This window comes from Metallosphaera sedula DSM 5348 (assembly GCF_000016605.1).
Classification (GTDB): domain Archaea; phylum Thermoproteota; class Thermoprotei_A; order Sulfolobales; family Sulfolobaceae; genus Metallosphaera; species Metallosphaera sedula.
Window position 1 is genome coordinate 1404472 of record NC_009440.1, and the last position, 17733, is coordinate 1422204.

Annotated in this window: 22 protein-coding genes; 11 read left to right on the plus strand and 11 right to left on the minus strand. The window is 46.5% G+C overall.

What is annotated here, in order from left to right:
- Window positions 1-17: 17 nt before the first annotated feature.
- Window positions 18-764, plus strand: coding sequence for an exodeoxyribonuclease III (locus MSED_RS07265; RefSeq protein ID WP_012021378.1), 747 nt, complete (start codon window positions 18-20; stop codon window positions 762-764).
- A gap of 33 nt (window positions 765-797) precedes the next feature.
- On the opposite strand, the gene MSED_RS07270 is transcribed toward MSED_RS07265, so the two are convergent.
- The 4 genes from MSED_RS07270 to MSED_RS07285 form a co-directional block, all read right to left on the minus strand.
- A complete protein-coding gene (locus MSED_RS07270; RefSeq protein ID WP_012021379.1) occupies window positions 798-1121 on the minus strand; it encodes a hypothetical protein in 324 nt (107 codons plus the stop codon).
- A gap of 9 nt (window positions 1122-1130) precedes the next feature.
- Window positions 1131-1595: a hemerythrin domain-containing protein gene (locus MSED_RS07275; RefSeq protein WP_012021380.1), complete on the minus strand. Its 465-nt coding sequence runs from the start codon at window positions 1593-1595 to the stop codon at window positions 1131-1133.
- A gap of 9 nt (window positions 1596-1604) precedes the next feature.
- A complete protein-coding gene (locus MSED_RS07280; protein WP_012021381.1) occupies window positions 1605-1916 on the minus strand; it encodes a 4Fe-4S dicluster domain-containing protein in 312 nt (103 codons plus the stop codon).
- A gap of 453 nt (window positions 1917-2369) precedes the next feature.
- Window positions 2370-2747, minus strand: a complete 378-nt coding sequence (locus MSED_RS07285; RefSeq protein WP_012021382.1) for a MarR family transcriptional regulator — start codon at window positions 2745-2747, stop codon at window positions 2370-2372.
- 134 nt (window positions 2748-2881) lie between these two features.
- Here MSED_RS07285 and MSED_RS07290 point away from each other — a divergent pair, with 134 nt between their 5' ends.
- From MSED_RS07290 to MSED_RS07305, 4 genes are all read left to right on the plus strand, one after another.
- Window positions 2882-3481, plus strand: a complete 600-nt coding sequence (locus MSED_RS07290) for a DUF2249 domain-containing protein (protein WP_012021383.1) — start codon at window positions 2882-2884, stop codon at window positions 3479-3481.
- A 209-nt stretch (window positions 3482-3690) separates the two neighbouring features.
- The gene (locus MSED_RS07295) at window positions 3691-4641 is read left to right on the plus strand and encodes an alpha/beta hydrolase-fold protein (protein ID WP_012021384.1); all 951 of its coding nucleotides are present in this window, start codon (window positions 3691-3693) and stop codon (window positions 4639-4641) included.
- 200 nt (window positions 4642-4841) lie between these two features.
- Entirely contained in the window at window positions 4842-5036 is a 195-nt protein-coding gene (locus MSED_RS07300; protein ID WP_048060099.1) for a hypothetical protein, read from the plus strand.
- A 1-nt stretch (window position 5037) separates the two neighbouring features.
- Window positions 5038-5277, plus strand: a complete 240-nt coding sequence (locus MSED_RS07305) for a hypothetical protein (protein WP_012021385.1) — start codon at window positions 5038-5040, stop codon at window positions 5275-5277.
- On the opposite strand, the gene MSED_RS07310 is transcribed toward MSED_RS07305, so the two are convergent.
- Together MSED_RS07310 and MSED_RS07315 are read right to left on the minus strand one after the other, a co-directional pair.
- A complete protein-coding gene (locus tag MSED_RS07310; RefSeq protein WP_012021386.1) occupies window positions 5274-5804 on the minus strand; it encodes a class I SAM-dependent methyltransferase in 531 nt (176 codons plus the stop codon). The two genes, MSED_RS07305 and MSED_RS07310, sit on opposite strands and share 4 nt — an antisense overlap.
- Window positions 5805-5935: 131 nt before the next feature.
- Window positions 5936-6553, minus strand: coding sequence for a hypothetical protein (locus tag MSED_RS07315; RefSeq protein WP_012021387.1), 618 nt, complete (start codon window positions 6551-6553; stop codon window positions 5936-5938).
- Window positions 6554-7030: 477 nt separating this feature from the next.
- Between MSED_RS07315 and MSED_RS07320 the strand changes: the two genes are divergently transcribed.
- Window positions 7031-8719: a DNA polymerase domain-containing protein gene (locus tag MSED_RS07320; protein ID WP_012021388.1), complete on the plus strand. Its 1689-nt coding sequence runs from the start codon at window positions 7031-7033 to the stop codon at window positions 8717-8719.
- Window positions 8712-9296, plus strand: a complete 585-nt coding sequence (locus tag MSED_RS07325) for a hypothetical protein (protein ID WP_012021389.1) — start codon at window positions 8712-8714, stop codon at window positions 9294-9296. The genes MSED_RS07320 and MSED_RS07325 overlap by 8 nt, the downstream gene beginning before the upstream one ends.
- Here the strand turns inward: MSED_RS07325 and MSED_RS07330 are convergent.
- Together MSED_RS07330 and MSED_RS07335 are read right to left on the minus strand one after the other, a co-directional pair.
- A complete protein-coding gene (locus tag MSED_RS07330; RefSeq protein ID WP_012021390.1) occupies window positions 9293-9799 on the minus strand; it encodes a DUF429 domain-containing protein in 507 nt (168 codons plus the stop codon). The genes MSED_RS07325 and MSED_RS07330 overlap by 4 nt on opposite strands.
- Window positions 9799-11061 carry an APC family permease gene (locus MSED_RS07335; protein ID WP_012021391.1) on the minus strand — a complete coding sequence of 421 codons (1263 nt, stop codon included), beginning with the start codon at window positions 11059-11061 and terminating at the stop codon, window positions 9799-9801. Before MSED_RS07335 ends, MSED_RS07330 begins: the two co-directional genes overlap by 1 nt.
- A gap of 122 nt (window positions 11062-11183) precedes the next feature.
- Between MSED_RS07335 and purE the strand changes: the two genes are divergently transcribed.
- The 3 genes from purE to MSED_RS07350 are packed head-to-tail and all read left to right on the plus strand — an operon-like array spanning window position 11184 to window position 13046.
- Window positions 11184-11657 carry a 5-(carboxyamino)imidazole ribonucleotide mutase gene (purE, locus tag MSED_RS07340; protein ID WP_012021392.1) on the plus strand — a complete coding sequence of 158 codons (474 nt, stop codon included), beginning with the start codon at window positions 11184-11186 and terminating at the stop codon, window positions 11655-11657.
- Entirely contained in the window at window positions 11629-12714 is a 1086-nt protein-coding gene (locus MSED_RS07345) for a 5-(carboxyamino)imidazole ribonucleotide synthase (RefSeq protein ID WP_012021393.1), read from the plus strand. The genes purE and MSED_RS07345 overlap by 29 nt, the downstream gene beginning before the upstream one ends.
- The gene (locus MSED_RS07350) at window positions 12711-13046 is read left to right on the plus strand and encodes a winged helix-turn-helix domain-containing protein (protein WP_012021394.1); all 336 of its coding nucleotides are present in this window, start codon (window positions 12711-12713) and stop codon (window positions 13044-13046) included. Before MSED_RS07345 ends, MSED_RS07350 begins: the two co-directional genes overlap by 4 nt.
- Window positions 13047-13067: 21 nt before the next feature.
- Here MSED_RS07350 and tpiA read toward each other — a convergent pair whose 3' ends face one another.
- Complete coding sequence (gene tpiA, locus MSED_RS07355) at window positions 13068-13754, minus strand: triose-phosphate isomerase (protein ID WP_012021395.1); 687 nt, start codon at window positions 13752-13754, stop codon at window positions 13068-13070.
- A 152-nt stretch (window positions 13755-13906) separates the two neighbouring features.
- On the opposite strand from tpiA, the gene MSED_RS07360 reads away from it, so the two are divergent.
- Entirely contained in the window at window positions 13907-15721 is a 1815-nt protein-coding gene (locus MSED_RS07360) for a phosphoenolpyruvate carboxykinase (GTP) (RefSeq protein WP_048060328.1), read from the plus strand.
- Between the two features lie 2 nt (window positions 15722-15723).
- Here the strand turns inward: MSED_RS07360 and MSED_RS07365 are convergent, their stop codons facing one another.
- The gene (locus MSED_RS07365; RefSeq protein WP_012021397.1) at window positions 15724-16875 is read right to left on the minus strand and encodes an MFS transporter; all 1152 of its coding nucleotides are present in this window, start codon (window positions 16873-16875) and stop codon (window positions 15724-15726) included.
- Between the two features lie 57 nt (window positions 16876-16932).
- Entirely contained in the window at window positions 16933-17712 is a 780-nt protein-coding gene (locus MSED_RS07370; protein ID WP_012021398.1) for an MBL fold metallo-hydrolase, read from the minus strand.
- Between the last annotated feature and the right edge of the window lie 21 nt (window positions 17713-17733).

The window sequence follows — 17733 nt, forward strand, 5'->3', positions numbered from 1 at the left end:
TAAACAACAGACTTGTCATGAAGATCCTTTCGTGGAACGTCAACGGCCTCAAGGCGATACTCGGTAAGGGCCTTCTTGATCTTGTAAAGAAGCAGGAATACGACATCTTGATGTTCCAAGAGGTTAAGAGTAGCCAGCTACCCATTGACTTCCAACTACTTCCATATAGGTCCTATCTTTATCCAGCTAAGAAGAAGGGTTATAGCGGAACACTTACCTTAACCAGGATAGAGCCAATATCAGCGAAGTACGGAATAGGAGATGAGGAGTTTGACTCCGAGGGCAGGGTTATCGCACTTGAATTTCAAAAGGTTTACGTTATCAACGTCTATTTCCCGAACGCAGGAGAGGAACTTAAGAGGCTAGATTTCAAGTTGAGGTTTAACCAAAGGTTCCATGAATTCGTGAAGAACCTTGGAAAGCCCTGCGTGATCTGTGGGGACTTCAACGTAGCGCATGAGGAGATAGATATAGCAAGACCAAAGGACAACGTTAACCACGCAGGTTTCACTCCGGAGGAGAGAAAGTGGTTTCACGAATTCCTTGCCTCTGGGTTCGTGGATACCTTCAGGATTTTTGTGAAAGAGGGAGGCCATTACTCATGGTGGTCCTATAGGTTCCATGCCAGGGAAAAGAACATAGGCTGGAGAATAGACTACTGCGTTGTATCCAAGGAGCTAGAGAAACATGTAAAGAAGGCCGAAATTCTGGAGAAGGTGATGGGGTCTGACCACGCTCCAGTCACCTTGGAGCTTGATATTTAACCTAGGTCCGTGATGAAGGTTAAGTCTGCGCAATTACAGAATCAAGATCAAGTAAATCGTTTCCAGTAACTCATAGATGCCGTAATACGTTAGACCGTTCGCGATTTGCATTTTGCTAAGGCCACCCCTCACATAGTAGGCCCCACCGAGCACATGGATTACGAGATAGAGAAGCCCGAGATAATATAACACGCCAGCAACTGCATGTAACGCGATCAAGACTATGTAGAATACTGCTTCGTAGACGGCGATGAGATTTCCAAGTCTCTTCGGGAACGTCATTTTCATGAAAGAGACAACTGTCCCGGTAAGATGAATAAGTATCATGACCAAAATCATGAAAAAGATAAATTCCATTTAACCACCTCACATGTACTTGGGCTTCCATCCTGCCGGCAAGATACTATCCCTTAGCTCGAAAAGTATGTTCGGATTCCAGGCCAATTCCTTGTCCAATTCACGGTAAATGCTGTGTTCCTCGATGGAGTTATGTGCCTTAAGCAGTTGCATAAGGAGAATGAGTTTCACTTCAGTTTCGTTGTCTCTTTCCTCTACGAGTCGAAGAATATTGTCCAACAGGTTCCAGATCGCTACGTGTTGCATCATTAGCTCACTTATCCAGTTGTCAAGATCTGGACCCTTTAGGTAAGGAAAGAGAACCTCTTCCTCCAGGAAGATATGTGTCTTTATCCTGGCGCTTGCTATTTTCGCCTTATTCCACGCTCTCTCCCAGTCTCTCCTTTTAACCTCCTTTAGGGTTTCTTCCAATTCGTTATCTCCACTTACATGGTCCCTAGTCATGAACAAGGAGATAGTCTCGACGTTCTGCAATATCCTCACCTAGGGAGGCTTCACGTCGATAGCTGCCACTGGGCATACATTAACGCATGCCATGCAAAATATACATGCGTTCTCGTTAACTGGATCGGCCTTCTTTTCCGAGACTGGGTTGCCAGGAGTATCAAACCATTGAAACACGTTCACTGGACATGCAGTTATACATGAACCGTCAGCAATGCAGATGTCAAAGTCCACTCCGACAATGGTTCCATGGACTCCCAAGACTTTAGGCGAATCTACGTTTCCGTAAACCTTGTGGCCCACATGTTCCCCCGACACTGGCCTTGATCTGTAGTTGGGATCTATTCCCATCAGATCACCGAGAGTCTTCTCTCGAGACGCTAAGAAAAATTAATACCCTAAACATTAAGGGTTGATCCAGAACCAATAATTTTACATTAACAAACAAATATAACCTTTCTCTCAGGAAACGATTTTAGCTTTACATTGATCCTCACTAGCTTCACTGGCTTAACCTAGTAGTACAATGTATTGAAGTAGTAGATATGGGATTCCATGGCATCATGCCCTCTTTGAACTAAACTTCTAGAGAGAACGTCCTCTTTACGAAAGATTTCACTCTTCTCAGTCAGACTTCTATTTTCTCTTACCTATATAGAGATTCTGCTAAATAGAGACTCGTTTTCCAGTAATCCCACAGAAGAGTCTTAGCTCCACAGGCAGGGTAATCTCGACTCAGACAACTATATGCATCCACTTATCTACCAAGAGCGTGTAACCATGAAATCGTTGGATTTTGTCTAACTAATCCCGATTGATCGCCAAATCTACTGTTAATTTGCGATATGCTTCCTCCATGTCATTCCAGAATCTCTCTAGTAACTTTGACTTATTAACATAGTATTCAAATTGAAAACGGCCTTTTCCGCGTTTTATCGTACCGCTTCTTCTTTGTCTCCTCTCAACTAAACCTAGCTCGTACAATCTTTTTAAAGAGAGGCTTAAAGATACCTTAGGTACGCCAATCAACGGTATTAACTCCTCAACCGTTATCGGCTTTTCGGACGTCCACAATCTCCATAGGACCTCGGTGGTTGTGGGGCTAAGTCCATAGATGCATCTTACCAATTTTGCTGCAACTCTGTCTGCCGTGTTATAATTAGTTTGGGTGATTTGATCCATAAAAACAATGATTATTTCTTGATTTTAATTATAGACCCTAAATATTTAGGCCTTTATAGTTATCTAAACACCAACGGAAAACTCCCTAAGCATTTAGGGTTCATCCTTTTTTGTAGTTAGACACATTAGATCCTATGACCACACTGGATTTGAGGGAGGTAGATCCTCCTCTTAGACATAAGCTGGTATTAGAAACTTTTCACAAGATGAGGCCTGGAGAGGAACTGGAAGTGATAGCTGACCACTATCCGGCTCATCTCCTCCAACTAATCTCGGGCAAGATTAAGAAATACGAGGTCAAAGAGAGCGGCGAGGGCATCTTTGTGCTAAAGCTAATCAAGGGTGGAGAAGAACCTAGACCTATAGTATCTCGCCTGTCTGATTATAGAAAATCAGGGGAAACATTTACTCCAATACCAGTTATCAGAAAGGACGAGTATGGAGCCATTCTAGTCTTCTTCAAACCTGGACAGTATATTCCAATACATGCCCCCGACTCAGACCTTATTTTCTACGTAATTGAGGGAAAGGGGAAAGCGCAGATTGGGGAGAACCAAGTTGAGATAGATAAGGGTTCTATCGTTGTTGTTCCAAAGGGCGTAAAGAGGGGAATAACGGCGGAAACATACATGGAGGCGCTACATGTGGTGGTTCCAGCTCCATCCCCAGAGGACCATGAAAAAGTGATGGAGGCCGCAGCTAGGGGAATTAGGGAAGTTCAGTTAAAGGGGTAACCAGGTTAGCTCCATTACTCGTTAGTAGTTTGGATTCTCGACCAAAAAAGTTTCCCTGAGAAATACTTGGGACAGATAATAACTCCATCTTGTCAATCCTCATACGAATTTCCATAAAATGATCACACTATAGATAAACTCGTTACTGACGACTTAACGTCCTAAGGTTTTCCTTAAGCTTATTTTAAGCTACAGTAGCAGGTTGTGTCATGGAAATCGAATACCTAGAAATTGAAAGCGATTATCTCCGTGACAATCCTTGGAAGGACACGTACAAGAGGAAGGTGGCTGTGGTGACCACTGGATCCACCGAGGATATCCCTGGTATTCTCTACCTCAGCGGCTATTTCTCAACGTCACTGACCCAGTTAAACCTGGACCCTCTCTCAGAGTCCCTAAAGGACAGGGTAGGAAGACTTTACGCAGAGAGAAACATTGGCGACTTGGCCCTCATCCTTCCAGACACCTTCACCTCTCTGGGAGGCAACCAGTACCTGGACTCGAAGGCAATAGGTCTATATGAATCCTTTCTCATGAAGGAACTTGTTCCGCTCGTGAGGGAGAAGTACCAGATCACATCCCTAGGTGTCATGGGAAAGTCCTCGGGCGGATATGGAGCCCTTCACCTAGGAAGTAAGTACGACTTTCAGGCGATAGCGATTCATTCAGCCGACGCCTACTTCGAGTACGCCTACCTTCCTCTTTTTCCACGGGTGATCCAGACTCTAAGAAGAACCGGTACCCCCAAAGACTTCGTGAGCATGTTCTGGGCTCAGCAGGACCGTAAAAGGAGAGACCTGTTGGACGCAATGATGATCATAGGACTTTCAGCCTTTTACTCTCCCACGGAAAATGTGGAGTTACCCTTTGAACTTGAAACTGGAAGGATTAGGGAGGAGGTTTGGAGGCACTGGCTTTCCTTGGATCCAGTTAGGTTCCTTGAAGAACGAAAGGAAAAACTTAGGGGAAAGTCAATCTACATAGACGTTGGAGATAGGGACGACTTTCATCTCCAGTATGGAAATAGGATAATACACGAGATGCTGAACAACTGGAAGATAGCTCATGTCTATGAGGAATTTCATGGGGGGCACATGAACACATCGTATAGGTACGACGTCTCCCTAGTTTACCTCTACGAAAACCTGAAGGCCAAGTAAAACTTGCTAATGCCTTTACCTTTTATGAGGTTGTCCCTTGATAATGGAAAGAGTTACGGTTCATGTGGACCAAAGATTCATAATCCTTTTTTCAACTCCTTTCTGAACTATTTCATTACCGTGTATTATTCTATATAAATATATCATTCTCTATGGGCTAGAAGAAAGATTATTTATCTTCTATAACAAAGTCATTAATAATGATAGAAGTCGTATTGCTAACAAAAGTGGTCCTGACGATGGTTGGAGTCATTTCCTCGGTGTATGGCATAAGCTATGTGATTCTAGGAAGGTTTGATATACCCTTCATACCTAAGAAGGACTCAACTATGGTCGGTTCGATGCTCATAGGGATAGCGTTAGCTCTATTTATTATTTCCGCGTTTATTCCATAAGATGAATGTGCTAGTTGGATTAGAGGATGGGCAAGTTTTTTCCCTTGAAGATACAGGAGTGATAAGGAGGTCTTCAGGGCTACCCTCTGTCATGATTGTCAGGGAATTAACAAGGGAGAAACTTCAGGACTATGCAAGTAGAGGAGTCAAGGTCTTTGTATGTAACTCGGATGAGAAGGAGTGTCTATCCCAGGTACTAAACAAGATATTCCCACAATGCAAAACGTGTAAGTTCGCTTAACACTTTCTCTGCAGGACAAGACCAAAGTGATAGTGGCCAGGAGAGAACTCTGTCACTACCTGAAAATCCTTGAACGTGGCAAGGTAATCTTCACGCGACATCCTAATATGAACCGGTGGTCCAAAGGGGGCATCTTTCCTCCAATCCACGATTATTACCCTACCACAAGGTTTAAGGATCCTCATGACTTCCTTGTAGGCTCCCTCCCTGTCCATGTCATGAAAGGAGCTTGAGAACACCACTACATCCACTGATGATGATGGAAGAGAAGTATGTTCCGATGGCTCGTTGAGAAAAACGGTGGAGCTTTTCTTCACCCTAGTTTTAGCTATATCGAGTGCCTCCTTACTTAGATCAATACAGTACAACTTAAGGGAGTGTTCCTCAAGTACTGGACAGTAATATCCTGGACCGCATCCCATATCCACTACTACTTCATTTCCATGAAGTAATGACGGAACAAACTTCTCTGGGTCCTCAAATTTCTTCCTTTCTGGATCTAAAAGCCTCCTAAAATGATGATCCATGATCCTATTACATATTCCAACACTTAAATCGCTTAATGATTAAGTTTCTATTACGTTGCAACAAGAACATAACCGTCCCACTCAAAAGGATTCAGCTTCCTATCTGCATCATCGGAACAAAAATCCCTAGATTAATATTCGGTGTTCTTAACATCCTTTGTAGTTTCAACATTCTTCAACGCATACTCTGTACTATAGTCTAGGATACGCTCCATGTCAACTTCAAGTGCCACAGCCACAGCTTGGCCAGATTCCAGTATAAGGTTTGCTAGAACGTCATTACCAGTTATTACTTGATTTCCCCTTATCATTTTCATGTGACTTGGCTTCCCGTCCTTAACCTGAATGCTTGCTCTTAGATTCTTACCTTTGATTACAATAGCTCCTGTCTTCATGTTGGTCATAAGTTGCCTTATCTTGGTTGCTATCTCTGAGATTTCTCCCTCTACCCTACCCACTTCAGTCATGGGTAACCCCTGGGGTTCTGGGGCTACAACTTGTTCCTTCTCTAAATACAGCTTTACATACGGTAATATATGGTCTTGGATGAAATGTTCTGCAAGCTGAAAGGGACTTCTTCCCATTAACTTGTCCAATGTAGAGCTCTTGTAGGCAACGTCTAGACCCACTCTAATTTTCGACCCAACTGCTGAATCCTCAACTATAAATTCGGCTCTCCATTCAAACTTCGCATCGTCCGATTTTCCAGCATAAACTATGGCTCCCCCGGATAGATTAGGGCCATTCATATACCCTATAGTCACGTGTAATTTTGTGTCTGGCGTACCAAAGATATAGAGAACCCTTAGTCTCTTTCAGGGCTAGTTAGTTTTCCAGGAGCGACGTATTGACCTGTTGCCTTATCCAGGATCTACAGAATGTTAACATGGCCCATCACTCTTGAGAAGAGGAAGGGATCCATTAATCCTGACTTAATCACTGATTTAGGCGCTTTAACATCAATTTCATAGGTCTGTAACATACCTATTAGTTGTGTTAGATTACTTGTCTTATTAAAAATTTTTCCCCAGATATGCTCAATATTACTACTCCCTCTTAACTGATAGTAATCTAATGACGTTTAATATTCTTCGCTCCAAGGTCTGATAAACCAGTTCGCTTATGGAATCAGAGCTCAGTTTCACTCCACCGCGTGTCCCTTTTCTAGAGGGAAGATCATTGAAACTAGTATTCCACGAACTGATAGTAATGGAATAGGTGATGACATGGAAGGTTACGTAATAGATGCCGTACCATACAGGGGTAGAATAAAGATCGTGCTGGACTCCTTCAGAGAAGCGTGGATTAAGACAACCTATCCCATTTACGTCATCACCGATAGACCTGACCTCGTGATGCAACATCCCTCGGTGGTGTCCCACGAAGAGGAGGAGTGGAGAACCCTATCTGGCGAAAGGATTACCTTACACAGGTATGAGCTCCTTGACCTTGAGGCGAGGTCCTATATTTCTAGGAGAACGACCGTGGTGAACCAGCTTCCCACCACACTTTCCCTTGTCCTGGACAGGTTAGATGCTAGACCCTTCAGAAGGGTCAGGATAGACGAAGGTAAAGTCCTCGAATTCTGGGATCTGGGCCTATCCTTTCCGCCCGTGAAATATGCCACGGTGATAACACATGACTGGTATGGCCCTTCAGAGACGGGGAACATGTTTGAGGCTGACGTGAACGGAGAGAAGTGGAGGGGGTTACTGAGAGACCTGGACCTCGAGGTAGACGTCGCTGGCTGTTTCGGACGTGCGTGCGACCACGTGAAGGCGCCAGTTAAGATAAAACTTGAACAAAAGAGGTCTCCGGTCTCCATTAAGGGGTTAATTGAGTGGTCCTACACCTGCAAGACACCCGTAAGGGAATTGGTGGACGCTACCATAGGGAAAGCGCTGACCACAAACGAGGCCTGGGTCGCATTCGAGAAGAAAATAGTTGTTCCCAACAAGGTCCCGAGGGTAGAGAAGCTCAGGGATATGGATGAACTGCTCCTCAACGATAAGGGTGGACTGGTCCTGTTTCCTAGAACCGGTTGCTTCGACGATGCCTGGCAAGTTGACTTCTCCTCTATGTATCCTTCTCTCATAGTTAAGCATAACATCTCCGGGGAAACCGTTGACGCCTGCGATGACGTAGTCACAGAGATAGGCCATACCATCTGCAATAGCGAGAGGGGGATAGTACCGGAGGCGCTATCCTGGTTAATAAGAAGGAAAGAGGCCCTAAAGCCCGTGGACCCTGAAAGGGCAGAGGCGATAAAATGGATACTTGTTGCCTCCTTTGGGTATCTAGGATACAGGAACTCTAAGTTTGGGAAGATTGAGGCATATGAACTGGTGACCTACTACGCGAGGAAGACATTGAGGAGAGCCTTGGAAATTGCGCAGGAAATTGGGGTTGAAGTGCTTCACGGGATAGTGGACTCCCTCGTGATTAGGGGGGATGCTCCACAGCTAGTGAGGAGACTGGAGGAGGAGACTGGGTTACACCTTCGCTCCACCAGGCTAAAGTGGATAGTTCTTGGGGGGAGAAGGGATGGACTTCCTTACCCTATGAGGTACTTTGGAATGACGGAGGAAGGAATGAAATACAAAGGAATCATCAGGAGAAACATGCCGAACCTAGTAAGGGATTTCCTCGAGAGCTCCATGAACATCCTTTCCAGGGCGGAGACGTGTGAGGACCTGAAAAGGCTTAGGTCAAACCTACTCGAGAACCTCAGGGAGTATGAAGAGAGGGTAATTCATGGGGAGCCCAGGGACTTCGTTATGTGGGTGAAGGGAGAGCCATACGTGAGGGGAGTGAGGGGGTTCTACAACGCAAGGAGAGGGTTCATGGGGAGGGATACGAAGTACTATCTGGAATATCTTAGGAGAACGGCGAGGGAGGTCCTGGGAATTGGATGAGAGACTACTCACGGGGTTTCAGGAACTCGACAGGATAACCCGAGACGACGAGTTCGTGGAATTCTACTCAACTGATTGGGAACTATTGCGAGTATTCTACCATAGGGTCATAGCACTATCGTCCCCTATCCTAGTAGTGGTGGTCTCGGAGAGGGGCGGACTTGATCCAGTCCTGGTGAGGAGATTCCAACGCATATTCAACGTGACTGGTTCAGTGAAGTTGAGGAGGGCGTTCAAGGCGGAGGACGTGGAACCCACAATAAGGGCCATGGGGGACATGGAGTTGATCGTGATTGATCCATATCATCACAGGAACGGGAGGGAATACTCGAAAATAGTTGGGGCACTGAGGGAGAGAAGGGGGAAGCGTTTCCTGTTCAGTTACATGGATAGGCAGAGAGAGGGGCCAACCTTTGGGCTCCACTCTGCCCACAGCGTAATCAAGCTCGAGAGAACGCGAACCGGTTTCAGGGCAGTGATAATGAAGAGTGTCATCGTCGATAACGTGGAGATACCCTACGGGCTCTGGGACATTTACGGAAGGGGAGACGAGGGGTTAATGAGGTGGCTTCTTTAGGACCACGTGACTAGATATTTCCCCCTGCTGACTATTCTAGGAAATGGGACATCGCGATCCAGGAGATGTATCTCCCCATCCCCCGCCCTAAAGACCAGGGTTTTACCCTTCACCCAGAGGTTTGCGGTTAAGGCGCACACCACTGCGTCAGCTTCGTCCTTGCTCGGAGAGAGTTGTCTCCAGTCCCATCCAAGTAGTTTGAGGGACGACGTGGGATGGGTCTCAATTGCCCTTAATTTCCTGGACAATCTTATTCCCCTCTCGGTGAGGCTCGAGATAAAGGAGGGAGGGAAAACCCTCAGACCCCTGGATAGGAGAAGTCTATCCACTTCCCTATATCCCCTCGCTGACGTGAGGGGTGCGTCTAGGGCAACCACAGTTGCCCCCTTACATTTCTCCAGGATCTCGTCGTCGGTATCGAGAAAGGATACGGCAATTACATTGTCCTCGATAGTGGCCACTGCCGACTTACGTTTCACTGCCAGGTCTATCCCGCACTCCATTACTCTTCCTCCTTAACCATTTCAAGGCTCTCAGCTAGGAGAAAACCTAGAATTATCCAACCCAAGAAGAAGTAAACCACGTACTTCTCTAGCTGAACCAGTGAAATGAGCAGGACCCAGGCCGAGAAAGCTAGGGAAACAACGGAGAAGGCTATTTCGTGGAGATGCTTCAGGGGCTTTTTCCTTCCCATTCTGGCGAGAGAGACCCCAGCCGCCATATGGATGTAAAGGTTACTCATTCCTGATACCCCTCCAATCAGGCCTAGCGCCACCAGAGGACTGAAGTTCATTGAGAGAAAAGAGAGTGAGAGTATCACCAACACCGAGATTAGTACCTCGGCCACCTTGGGCTGACCCTTATACTCCCTCGCGAGATAACTGATTAGATGGCCATTTTTGGACATGTTGTAGAGAGTCCTTGACCCAGCCAACAGGTACGCTATTCCTCCCAGCACAGCATCACTCAGGGCTATGGCGGATATCAGGATACCCCCTACAAGTCCGAACTCTGAGGTGAGCAACTCAACTAGATTACCCGTGAAACCTAGGGCCGCTAAAGCGTAGAAGAAGAAGGATGCCAATCCACCTCCTATGACTGGAACTAAGAGGGAAATTCTGCTCACTGTCTTGGAAGCGTTCTCAATCTCCTCGGGGTAGCTGACTATGCTGGAGTAGCCCGATGGTATTCCAATACCGAAAAGTATTGCCTCTGGCAGGTTCATTGGAAGAGAAGTGGGAATAGGATTATAGAACGCAAACCCAGATCTATACATGAAGAAAATCGAGAGACCTAGGATTGCTATTATCTCCAATATGCCCACGGCCACTGCGTACTTGGCTGAAAGCTTCACTCCAGCAATAACTATCGTGGAGGCAAGAATTGAAACTATAAGGGTAAGGTATAGGGGACTAATACCTGTTAACAGGTTAAGTACATAGACCCCACCCATCATCAAGGTACCACCGTAGCTTAACGAGTAAAGAATATACATCCAGCCCGTAGTTATGCCCAAGTTATTGGTCAGCGTGTGTAGGGCATAGGTGTAATACCCACCTCCTTTGTTGAATCTCTTTGAAAGTGAATAAACCACTGACGCGTTAGCCATTACCACGAGGGTAGTAACTATCATCGCGAACCCAGAATGGATACCAACGTAGGAAATCATCACTGTGCCGAACGCCATGAGTGAAATGAAGGGCGATTGTCCGCCAAAGGACAGGAAGAACACCTCAGTGGGTGAGATTTTTGGTTTACTGCCCATCGTAACTATTACTGAACGGAAGTATAAATCACGCACTCTTGAACAACTCTAAACATAAGAACTCAGATTCACAAACTCCCCTTAAGTTAAACGTTATGTACTAGTATTCTCCTTACTTAATCATGCCACTCGTTGGAGTAATAATGGGAAGCAAGAGCGACTGGGAAGTCATGAAGGAGGCCGTGGATATCCTGAAAAACTTCGGGGTTAGTTATGAGGTCAAGGTTGTTTCTGCCCATAGAACACCTGAGTTCATGATGAAATACGCTAAGGAGGCTCATGAGAGGGGTATAGAGGTTATTATTGCGGGGGCTGGAGGGGCTGCCCATCTCCCTGGTATGGTGGCCTCACTAACCCATCTCCCCGTTATAGGAGTACCGGTTCCATCGAGGAACCTTAACGGTCTTGATTCCCTTCTTTCGATTGTGCAAATGCCCTACGGCGTCCCCGTTGCGACTGTGGCCATCGGAGGGGCAAAGAACGCTGGCCTACTGGCGGTTAGGATACTATCCGTGAAGTACCCTGAGCTGGGAGAGAAGATGAGAAAGTTCATGGAGGAGATGAGGAATGACGTACTCTCCACGGAACTCGTTTAAGTTCTGTATCCTTGGGGGAGGACAACTTGGCTGGATGATGGTTCTTGAGGGACTGAAGTTTCCAATCTCCTTCCACGTATACGGAGAGAAAGAGGATCCAGCCTGCAAGATTGCCAACTGCTTCAAGGAAGAGTACAGGAAGGTTATTGAGGAGTGCGACGTCGTCACATACGAGTTTGAGCACGTGGATGATAAGCCACTTGAACTAGCTAGGGACCTTAACAAGCTAATGCCTGGAATGAATGCGGTCGAGCTCAAGAGGGTGAGACATCTAGAGAAGGAATTTCTTAGAAGAGAAGGATTACCGGTACCGCGTTTCGTCACTGTGAGGGGTGGAGATGAGGCACTTAGGGTTCTCAAGAACGAGTTCAATGGCACGGGAGTTATAAAGAGATCCAAGGGTGGTTACGACGGAAAGGGGCAGTTCTTCGTGAGGGGAGACCCTGAAAAATACTCTTTCCTTAGGGATGAGAACGATTACTTCGTTGTTGAGGAACTGGTCAACTTCGACTATGAGGCCTCAATAATAGCTGTGAGGAGGGGGAACGAGTTCAGGGCCTATCCTCCGACGTTCAATTACAACGAGAAGGGAATCCTCGTCTATAATTACGGGCCCTTCGGTAACGAGGAGATGGTGAAGATTGCCGAGGAACTCACGAGAAAGTTAAACTACACTGGCGTAATAGGAATAGAGTTCTTCGTTAAGGATGGAAAGGTTCTCATCAACGAGTTTGCTCCCAGGGTTCATAACACGGGCCATTACACCTTGGACGGAGCTGAGGTATCCCAGTTTGAACAACACGTTAGGGCCCTGGCTGGATTGGAACTAGGGAGTACCAAAGTGCTTACCTTCTCGGGGATGATAAACATACTGGGCATAGCCTCTCCTCCCATGGAGATCCTAAAGCTCGGAACCCTATACTGGTATGGAAAAAGCGAGGCTAGGAAGAGGAGGAAGATGGGGCACGTGAACGTTCTAGGAGATGATCTGGCTGAAGTTAAGGAAAAGATTGAAAATGTTATGAATATATTATATCCCAATGGGCCTGATCTATGAAGTTTAATTTCAAGATCTGGATTGAGGACGATGAGGGAAAACCTGTGATGGGAAAGGGCGGAGTTGCCCTGGTCAAGGCAATTGTGGACTCAGGCTCCATAGCCAAAGCCTCAGAGGAGATGAAGGTATCGTATAAGTTTGCGTGGCAATACGTCAGGAGGATCAATGGGGAAATCGGTGGAATACAGATGAAGAAGGGAGGGAAGAACGCGGGTGGAACGAATATTGATCCCAAGGTGATCAAGGCCGTAAGAATTTACGAACAGGCGCAGGAGGAGGTCAGAAGAGTCCTAGAAAAGTATTCGAAAATGCTGGAGGAGGAAATGGGTTAACGCGTATCGCAACTTGTGTTTTTATCTTTCCTCAAGCGCCCTTATTGCCCCATTTACGAAATCAAGGAGAACCTTTTGGGGTTCCTTTGCCTTCATGATGGCACTGGCAGCTCCAACTCCATCAGAGCCCAACTTCATTGCAACATATACATCCTCACCTGAAGTGATACCTGCGCCCGCAATGAGGTAAACTCCCTGCACCTTTCTTATCTCGTCCACTGCGCTCGTTATGACCTCTGGTCTAGCCTTGGACACAGACACGCCCGTGCCTATTAACTCGGGTGGTTCCACCAAAACTGCTGTGGGTTTAAGAAGAGCCATGGGAGCAACCAGTTCATATCTATCCACGCAGATCACTGATTCTAGACCCAACTTTTTCATCCTCTTTAGGGCGTCGTCCATCTCGTCCATCCTTACCCTCCTTTCACTATGATTTAGTAAGCTTCCCTTGGCCCCAGCGTCCTTTATCAGCTCTGGCGTCACCGCTCCCGTATGGGCACCTTCGGGAACCCCATCCACATGCTGGGCATATACGGGTATTGTGACCGACTCGGCCACTCTAGTTATCATAGTGGCTGGGACCGCAATGATTATCTCAGTTGACGTCTCCAGTGCAACCTTCTCAACAATCTTGGCCATTTCCAGACCTCTTCTGCCGTAAGAGGTTTCGTAGACCTTAAAGTTCACAAGGATGATTGGAACTTTCATGGATAGAGGAGAACTAGTTTTAAATTAAGTTTTGTTGTCTAAACTCCCCTAAAGTCTACACGTAGAATATGAACTCACTAGCTCCTAAGGACTCACGATCATATAAACTTTTCATGTTTAAAGAATTTAAGTAAGGATTTCGCATGGTTAATATGGAAGTTTTTCCCGAATCATTAAGGGGGAGACTCTCTTCTTCAATGTTAAGCAAATTAAATCAGCTTAATAATAATTACCTTGTTACCTTTTTATCTAGCATAGTAGAATTATGTGAACCAGATAGCGTTTATCTAGTGGAGGGAACTGGGGAGGACTTGGAATACGTGAAGAGGAGGGCCTTGGAAAACGGAGAGGAGATACCCCTGCGTAACAGAAACCACACAATTCACTTCGACCACCCTCTGGATCAGGCACGGGCCAGGGAGGACACATTTATTCTGAGCGGAAAGATTCCCTTCGTGAACACTAAGCCCAAAGAGGAGGGACTGAAGGAAGTTCTGGGAATCCTCAAGGGGTCCATGCGGAACAGAGAAATGTTTGTGGGTTTCTACTCGCTGGGCCCGGTTAACTCGAAGCATAGAATCCTTGCTGTTCAGGTCACCGACTCGGCTTATGTGATACACAGCGAACTGATGCTATACAGGAGTGCCTTCAAGGAATTCCGCGGTAACGTAAATTTCCTGAGGTTTGTTCACTCTAAGGGAACGCAGGACATCAAGAAAAGGAGGATAGCCATAGATCTTGATGGGACAGTTTACAGCGTCAACACAACTTACGCTGGAAACAGTGTGGGACTCAAGAAGCTGGCACTGAGGTTGACCCTGAACATGGCAGTTAAGGAGGGGTGGCTCTCTGAACACATGGCTATCATAGGAATTGATGGTGAGAGGACACACTACATTACTGCATCCTTCCCCTCAGGCTCGGGTAAGACCAGCACCTCCATGTTGGGCAAGTTGATAAGTGACGATCTGGCCTTCATTAGGAACGTGGAGGGAAGCCCAAGGGCGTGGAACCCTGAGTCGGGAGTTTTCGGTATAATTCACGGAATCAATTCCAGAGACGATCCCATAATCTGGGAAGTCCTACATCAAAACGACGAAGTAATTTTCTCCAATGTGCTGTTGAAACCGGACGGTACGGTTTACTGGGAGGGGAGTGGAGAACCTGAACCTGAAAAGGGAGTAAATTTCGCCGGGGAATGGTGGAAGGGGAAGAAAGACGAGAATGGGAAACCCATCCCAGCAAGTCACCCCAACGCTAGGTTCACAGTTAGGCTCACATCATTTAGAAACCTTGATCCGAGATATGAGGATCCTAAAGGAGTTGAAGTTGAGGCCATGATATTTGGGGTCAAGGATTACAACACACTTGTCCCCATAGCCGAGGCATTTGATTGGGGCCATGGAGTCATAACCATGGGAGCTTCCATGGAGTCAGCCAGAACCAGCGCTGTTCTAGGGAAGTCTGACGAGATGGAGTTCAATCCCATGGCACTCTTAGACTTCATTTCGGTGTCGCTGGGTAAATACCTTAGTAACTACCTTGATTTTGGAAAGAGATTGAGCAAGACTCCCAGGATATACAGCGCTAACTACTTCCTGAAGGACGAGAAGGGTTTCCTGAACAGCAAGGAGGATAAGAGGGTATGGTTGAGGTGGATAGCAGACAGACTTGAGGGAAAGGCTGACTCTATACGGACCCCCATTGGTTACATTCCCACATATGACGATCTATTCAGGTTGTTCTCACAGGTGCTGGGTAAGGGTTATTCGAGGGAAAGCTATGAGGCCCAATTCACTATCAGGCTCAAGGGGTATAAGGAGAAGTTCAAGAGAATCAAGGACATCTATCTGAGCATAGAGGATACGCCTAGCGAGGTCATAGAGATACTGGACAGGCAATTGCTAGAGATTGACAAGTCCATGAGAAAGTTTGGTGAAAGGGTTACCCCATCCCAGCTTGAATGAGTTCAGTTTTCTATCTCGAGGATCTCTCTGTGAAGCAGGTGAATTAACCCTTCCCCGCCAATGAGTACTAGACCAAGTCCAACCAACGTAAATAGCCCTACAGGAAGAAGGAAGGGTATCGTCTCCAGCACTCCCACCCTCGCAACATTGGTCATTAACTCGTCAACGCCCAATATACTTGTTAAATAGTCATCCCCTGCTCCCTTCCTAAGTGCTCTGAACCACATTATCTCGAGATTAGCATCGGCGAAGGTCAAGGCGAACATGGAATAGAGGAGGGCCCACGGTGTGTGGAGGAGAAGAGGAGGAAAGAGTGAAACCTTGAGTACCAAGTTGATTATGTCCATCACGGCTGAACTCTTTAACTTTGTGACAACGTAGGACCCGGAAAGTATTCCTAGATAAAAGGCAGCCTGAGCTAGGCTGTAAAAGATCTCCGTGCCTCCCTCAAGCGAAACCAGGAGAGGAGTGTAGTTAACTAGAAAGGAGATTGCTCCCTGATCAATAGCTAAACCCAGTATGGCTCCCCTAGCCTCAGACTTGGAGAGAAATAACCTGAACCCTGTGAGGAGATTCACGTCTTTCTTTCCTTGATTTATCTTTAGGTTACGTATTAGGGGAAGAGAGACGGCTAGGGCTGTGGCTGAGATTAAGAGTACGTATGGGCCTAACACGTTGAGGAGAAAGGGCCAGGCCAAGGTACCGGCCAAGGTTGACGGTTCCTTGAATGACCTGTTTATGAAGATTGCTCTTGACATCATTTCCCTGGGAACCATTGTCACAATTGACGCCGAACCAGTCTGAGTAGTTATCTCGGAGTTGAAGGCCCTCGCATACACGACCAATATTCCCAGTAAATACGCGTGAAAACCCATGAGGAGAGCCAGAGCGACAAGAAAACCTGGTGATATGGCCTTGGTCAGGAAAATAACTCTTCCCCTGTCGTATCGATCCCCCAGATACCCAGCAAGCGGAGAGACTGCAATCCTTGCTATGACCCTTGAGGAGGCTACCAGCGAGTAGAGGAGAAGATTGTGCAAGTTTAGATAAAATAGCCACATCACGGTCATTTCGCTTAGCGGAAAGACCCCAGACGTGATCGCGTTATTAATGACAAACCTCTTGAAGTCAGGATAGTCTAGGGGTGATGGCATCACAAATAGAGAAAACAAACAATTTTAAGCCTTTTCCTGTTAGATTTAAGAAAAGGATCATGGGTTTGAGGAGCTATCCAGTGAACTATAGGCCTCCTCCAGCCCCTTGTAATTTACCTCTAGGTGTTTGCTCAATATTTGCTCCGCTATCCCCCCTAGGTCCACGTTAACCTTGTAGTTCCTGCTTAATATCTGGTTCAGGTGCTCTTGAAGATGCGATGGGGAAACTAGACCACCATGAGCTAGTCCTACAGCTCTAGGATAGAGAGACATCTGGAGCCTTAGGCTTTCTAGGTAGCTCTTTAGGTCAAGTGGCGGAGGTGTTGTGGGAATAGGAACTCCATTATACCTTCCTCCAGCCGAGTCCCCGGAGTAGAGAATACCGTCTATGAACACTGATATGTGATGTCTTGCGTGACCCGGGGTGTAGATGATCTTCATTTTCCTTTCTCCAAGGTCAATCTCCTCCCCTCCCTTAACCTCAAGGAAGTTAGCCTCCGTTGGCGCAACTTCCCCGTAAATTTCCGCCACCTCTCCTAACACGAGTTTTGCATCCCTATTGATCTTCGTGGGATCTCTTAGGTACTTGGAATAGCCCTGGTAAACTATGACTTTTGACTTATACCTCTGGACTATCTCTGAGAGGGCTCCCACGTGATCTATATGAAGGTGAGTGACCACAACATAATCTAGCTTGTCTAGAAAGCTAGCGTCCATGACAGAATTCGCTACACCCGCATCTATCATGACGTTCATCTTATCGCATACCACAAAGGAGTAAACGGCCTCGGGGAACTCTCCAGGACCTGAAGGTATAGCATGTATGCCAGAACACATGAAGAAGAAATGGAATAGAAA

What these genes read in the sequence shown, in the direction of transcription:
- MSED_RS07330 (WP_012021390.1), bottom strand. Translation starts at nt 9,799, where the DNA reads ATGGAGTGCGGGATAGACCTGGCAGTGAAACGTAAGTCGGCAGTGGCC.
- MSED_RS07270 (WP_012021379.1), bottom strand. Translation starts at nt 1,121, where the DNA reads ATGGAATTTATCTTTTTCATGATTTTGGTCATGATACTTATTCATCTT.
- MSED_RS07345 (WP_012021393.1), top strand. Translation starts at nt 11,629, where the DNA reads ATGACGTACTCTCCACGGAACTCGTTTAAGTTCTGTATCCTTGGGGGA.
- MSED_RS07365 (WP_012021397.1), bottom strand. Translation starts at nt 16,875, where the DNA reads ATGCCATCACCCCTAGACTATCCTGACTTCAAGAGGTTTGTCATTAAT.
- tpiA (WP_012021395.1), bottom strand. Translation starts at nt 13,754, where the DNA reads ATGAAAGTTCCAATCATCCTTGTGAACTTTAAGGTCTACGAAACCTCT.
- MSED_RS07310 (WP_012021386.1), bottom strand. Translation starts at nt 5,804, where the DNA reads ATGGATCATCATTTTAGGAGGCTTTTAGATCCAGAAAGGAAGAAATTT.
- purE (WP_012021392.1), top strand. Translation starts at nt 11,184, where the DNA reads ATGCCACTCGTTGGAGTAATAATGGGAAGCAAGAGCGACTGGGAAGTC.
- MSED_RS07300 (WP_048060099.1), top strand. Translation starts at nt 4,842, where the DNA reads ATGATAGAAGTCGTATTGCTAACAAAAGTGGTCCTGACGATGGTTGGA.
- MSED_RS07315 (WP_012021387.1), bottom strand. Translation starts at nt 6,553, where the DNA reads ATGAATGGCCCTAATCTATCCGGGGGAGCCATAGTTTATGCTGGAAAA.
- MSED_RS07320 (WP_012021388.1), top strand. Translation starts at nt 7,031, where the DNA reads ATGGAAGGTTACGTAATAGATGCCGTACCATACAGGGGTAGAATAAAG.
- MSED_RS07295 (WP_012021384.1), top strand. Translation starts at nt 3,691, where the DNA reads ATGGAAATCGAATACCTAGAAATTGAAAGCGATTATCTCCGTGACAAT.
- MSED_RS07280 (WP_012021381.1), bottom strand. Translation starts at nt 1,916, where the DNA reads ATGGGAATAGATCCCAACTACAGATCAAGGCCAGTGTCGGGGGAACAT.
- MSED_RS07290 (WP_012021383.1), top strand. Translation starts at nt 2,882, where the DNA reads ATGACCACACTGGATTTGAGGGAGGTAGATCCTCCTCTTAGACATAAG.
- MSED_RS07335 (WP_012021391.1), bottom strand. Translation starts at nt 11,061, where the DNA reads ATGGGCAGTAAACCAAAAATCTCACCCACTGAGGTGTTCTTCCTGTCC.
- MSED_RS07265 (WP_012021378.1), top strand. Translation starts at nt 18, where the DNA reads ATGAAGATCCTTTCGTGGAACGTCAACGGCCTCAAGGCGATACTCGGT.
- MSED_RS07305 (WP_012021385.1), top strand. Translation starts at nt 5,038, where the DNA reads ATGAATGTGCTAGTTGGATTAGAGGATGGGCAAGTTTTTTCCCTTGAA.
- MSED_RS07360 (WP_048060328.1), top strand. Translation starts at nt 13,907, where the DNA reads ATGGAAGTTTTTCCCGAATCATTAAGGGGGAGACTCTCTTCTTCAATG.
- MSED_RS07370 (WP_012021398.1), bottom strand. Translation starts at nt 17,712, where the DNA reads ATGTGTTCTGGCATACATGCTATACCTTCAGGTCCTGGAGAGTTCCCC.
- MSED_RS07350 (WP_012021394.1), top strand. Translation starts at nt 12,711, where the DNA reads ATGAAGTTTAATTTCAAGATCTGGATTGAGGACGATGAGGGAAAACCT.
- MSED_RS07285 (WP_012021382.1), bottom strand. Translation starts at nt 2,747, where the DNA reads ATGGATCAAATCACCCAAACTAATTATAACACGGCAGACAGAGTTGCA.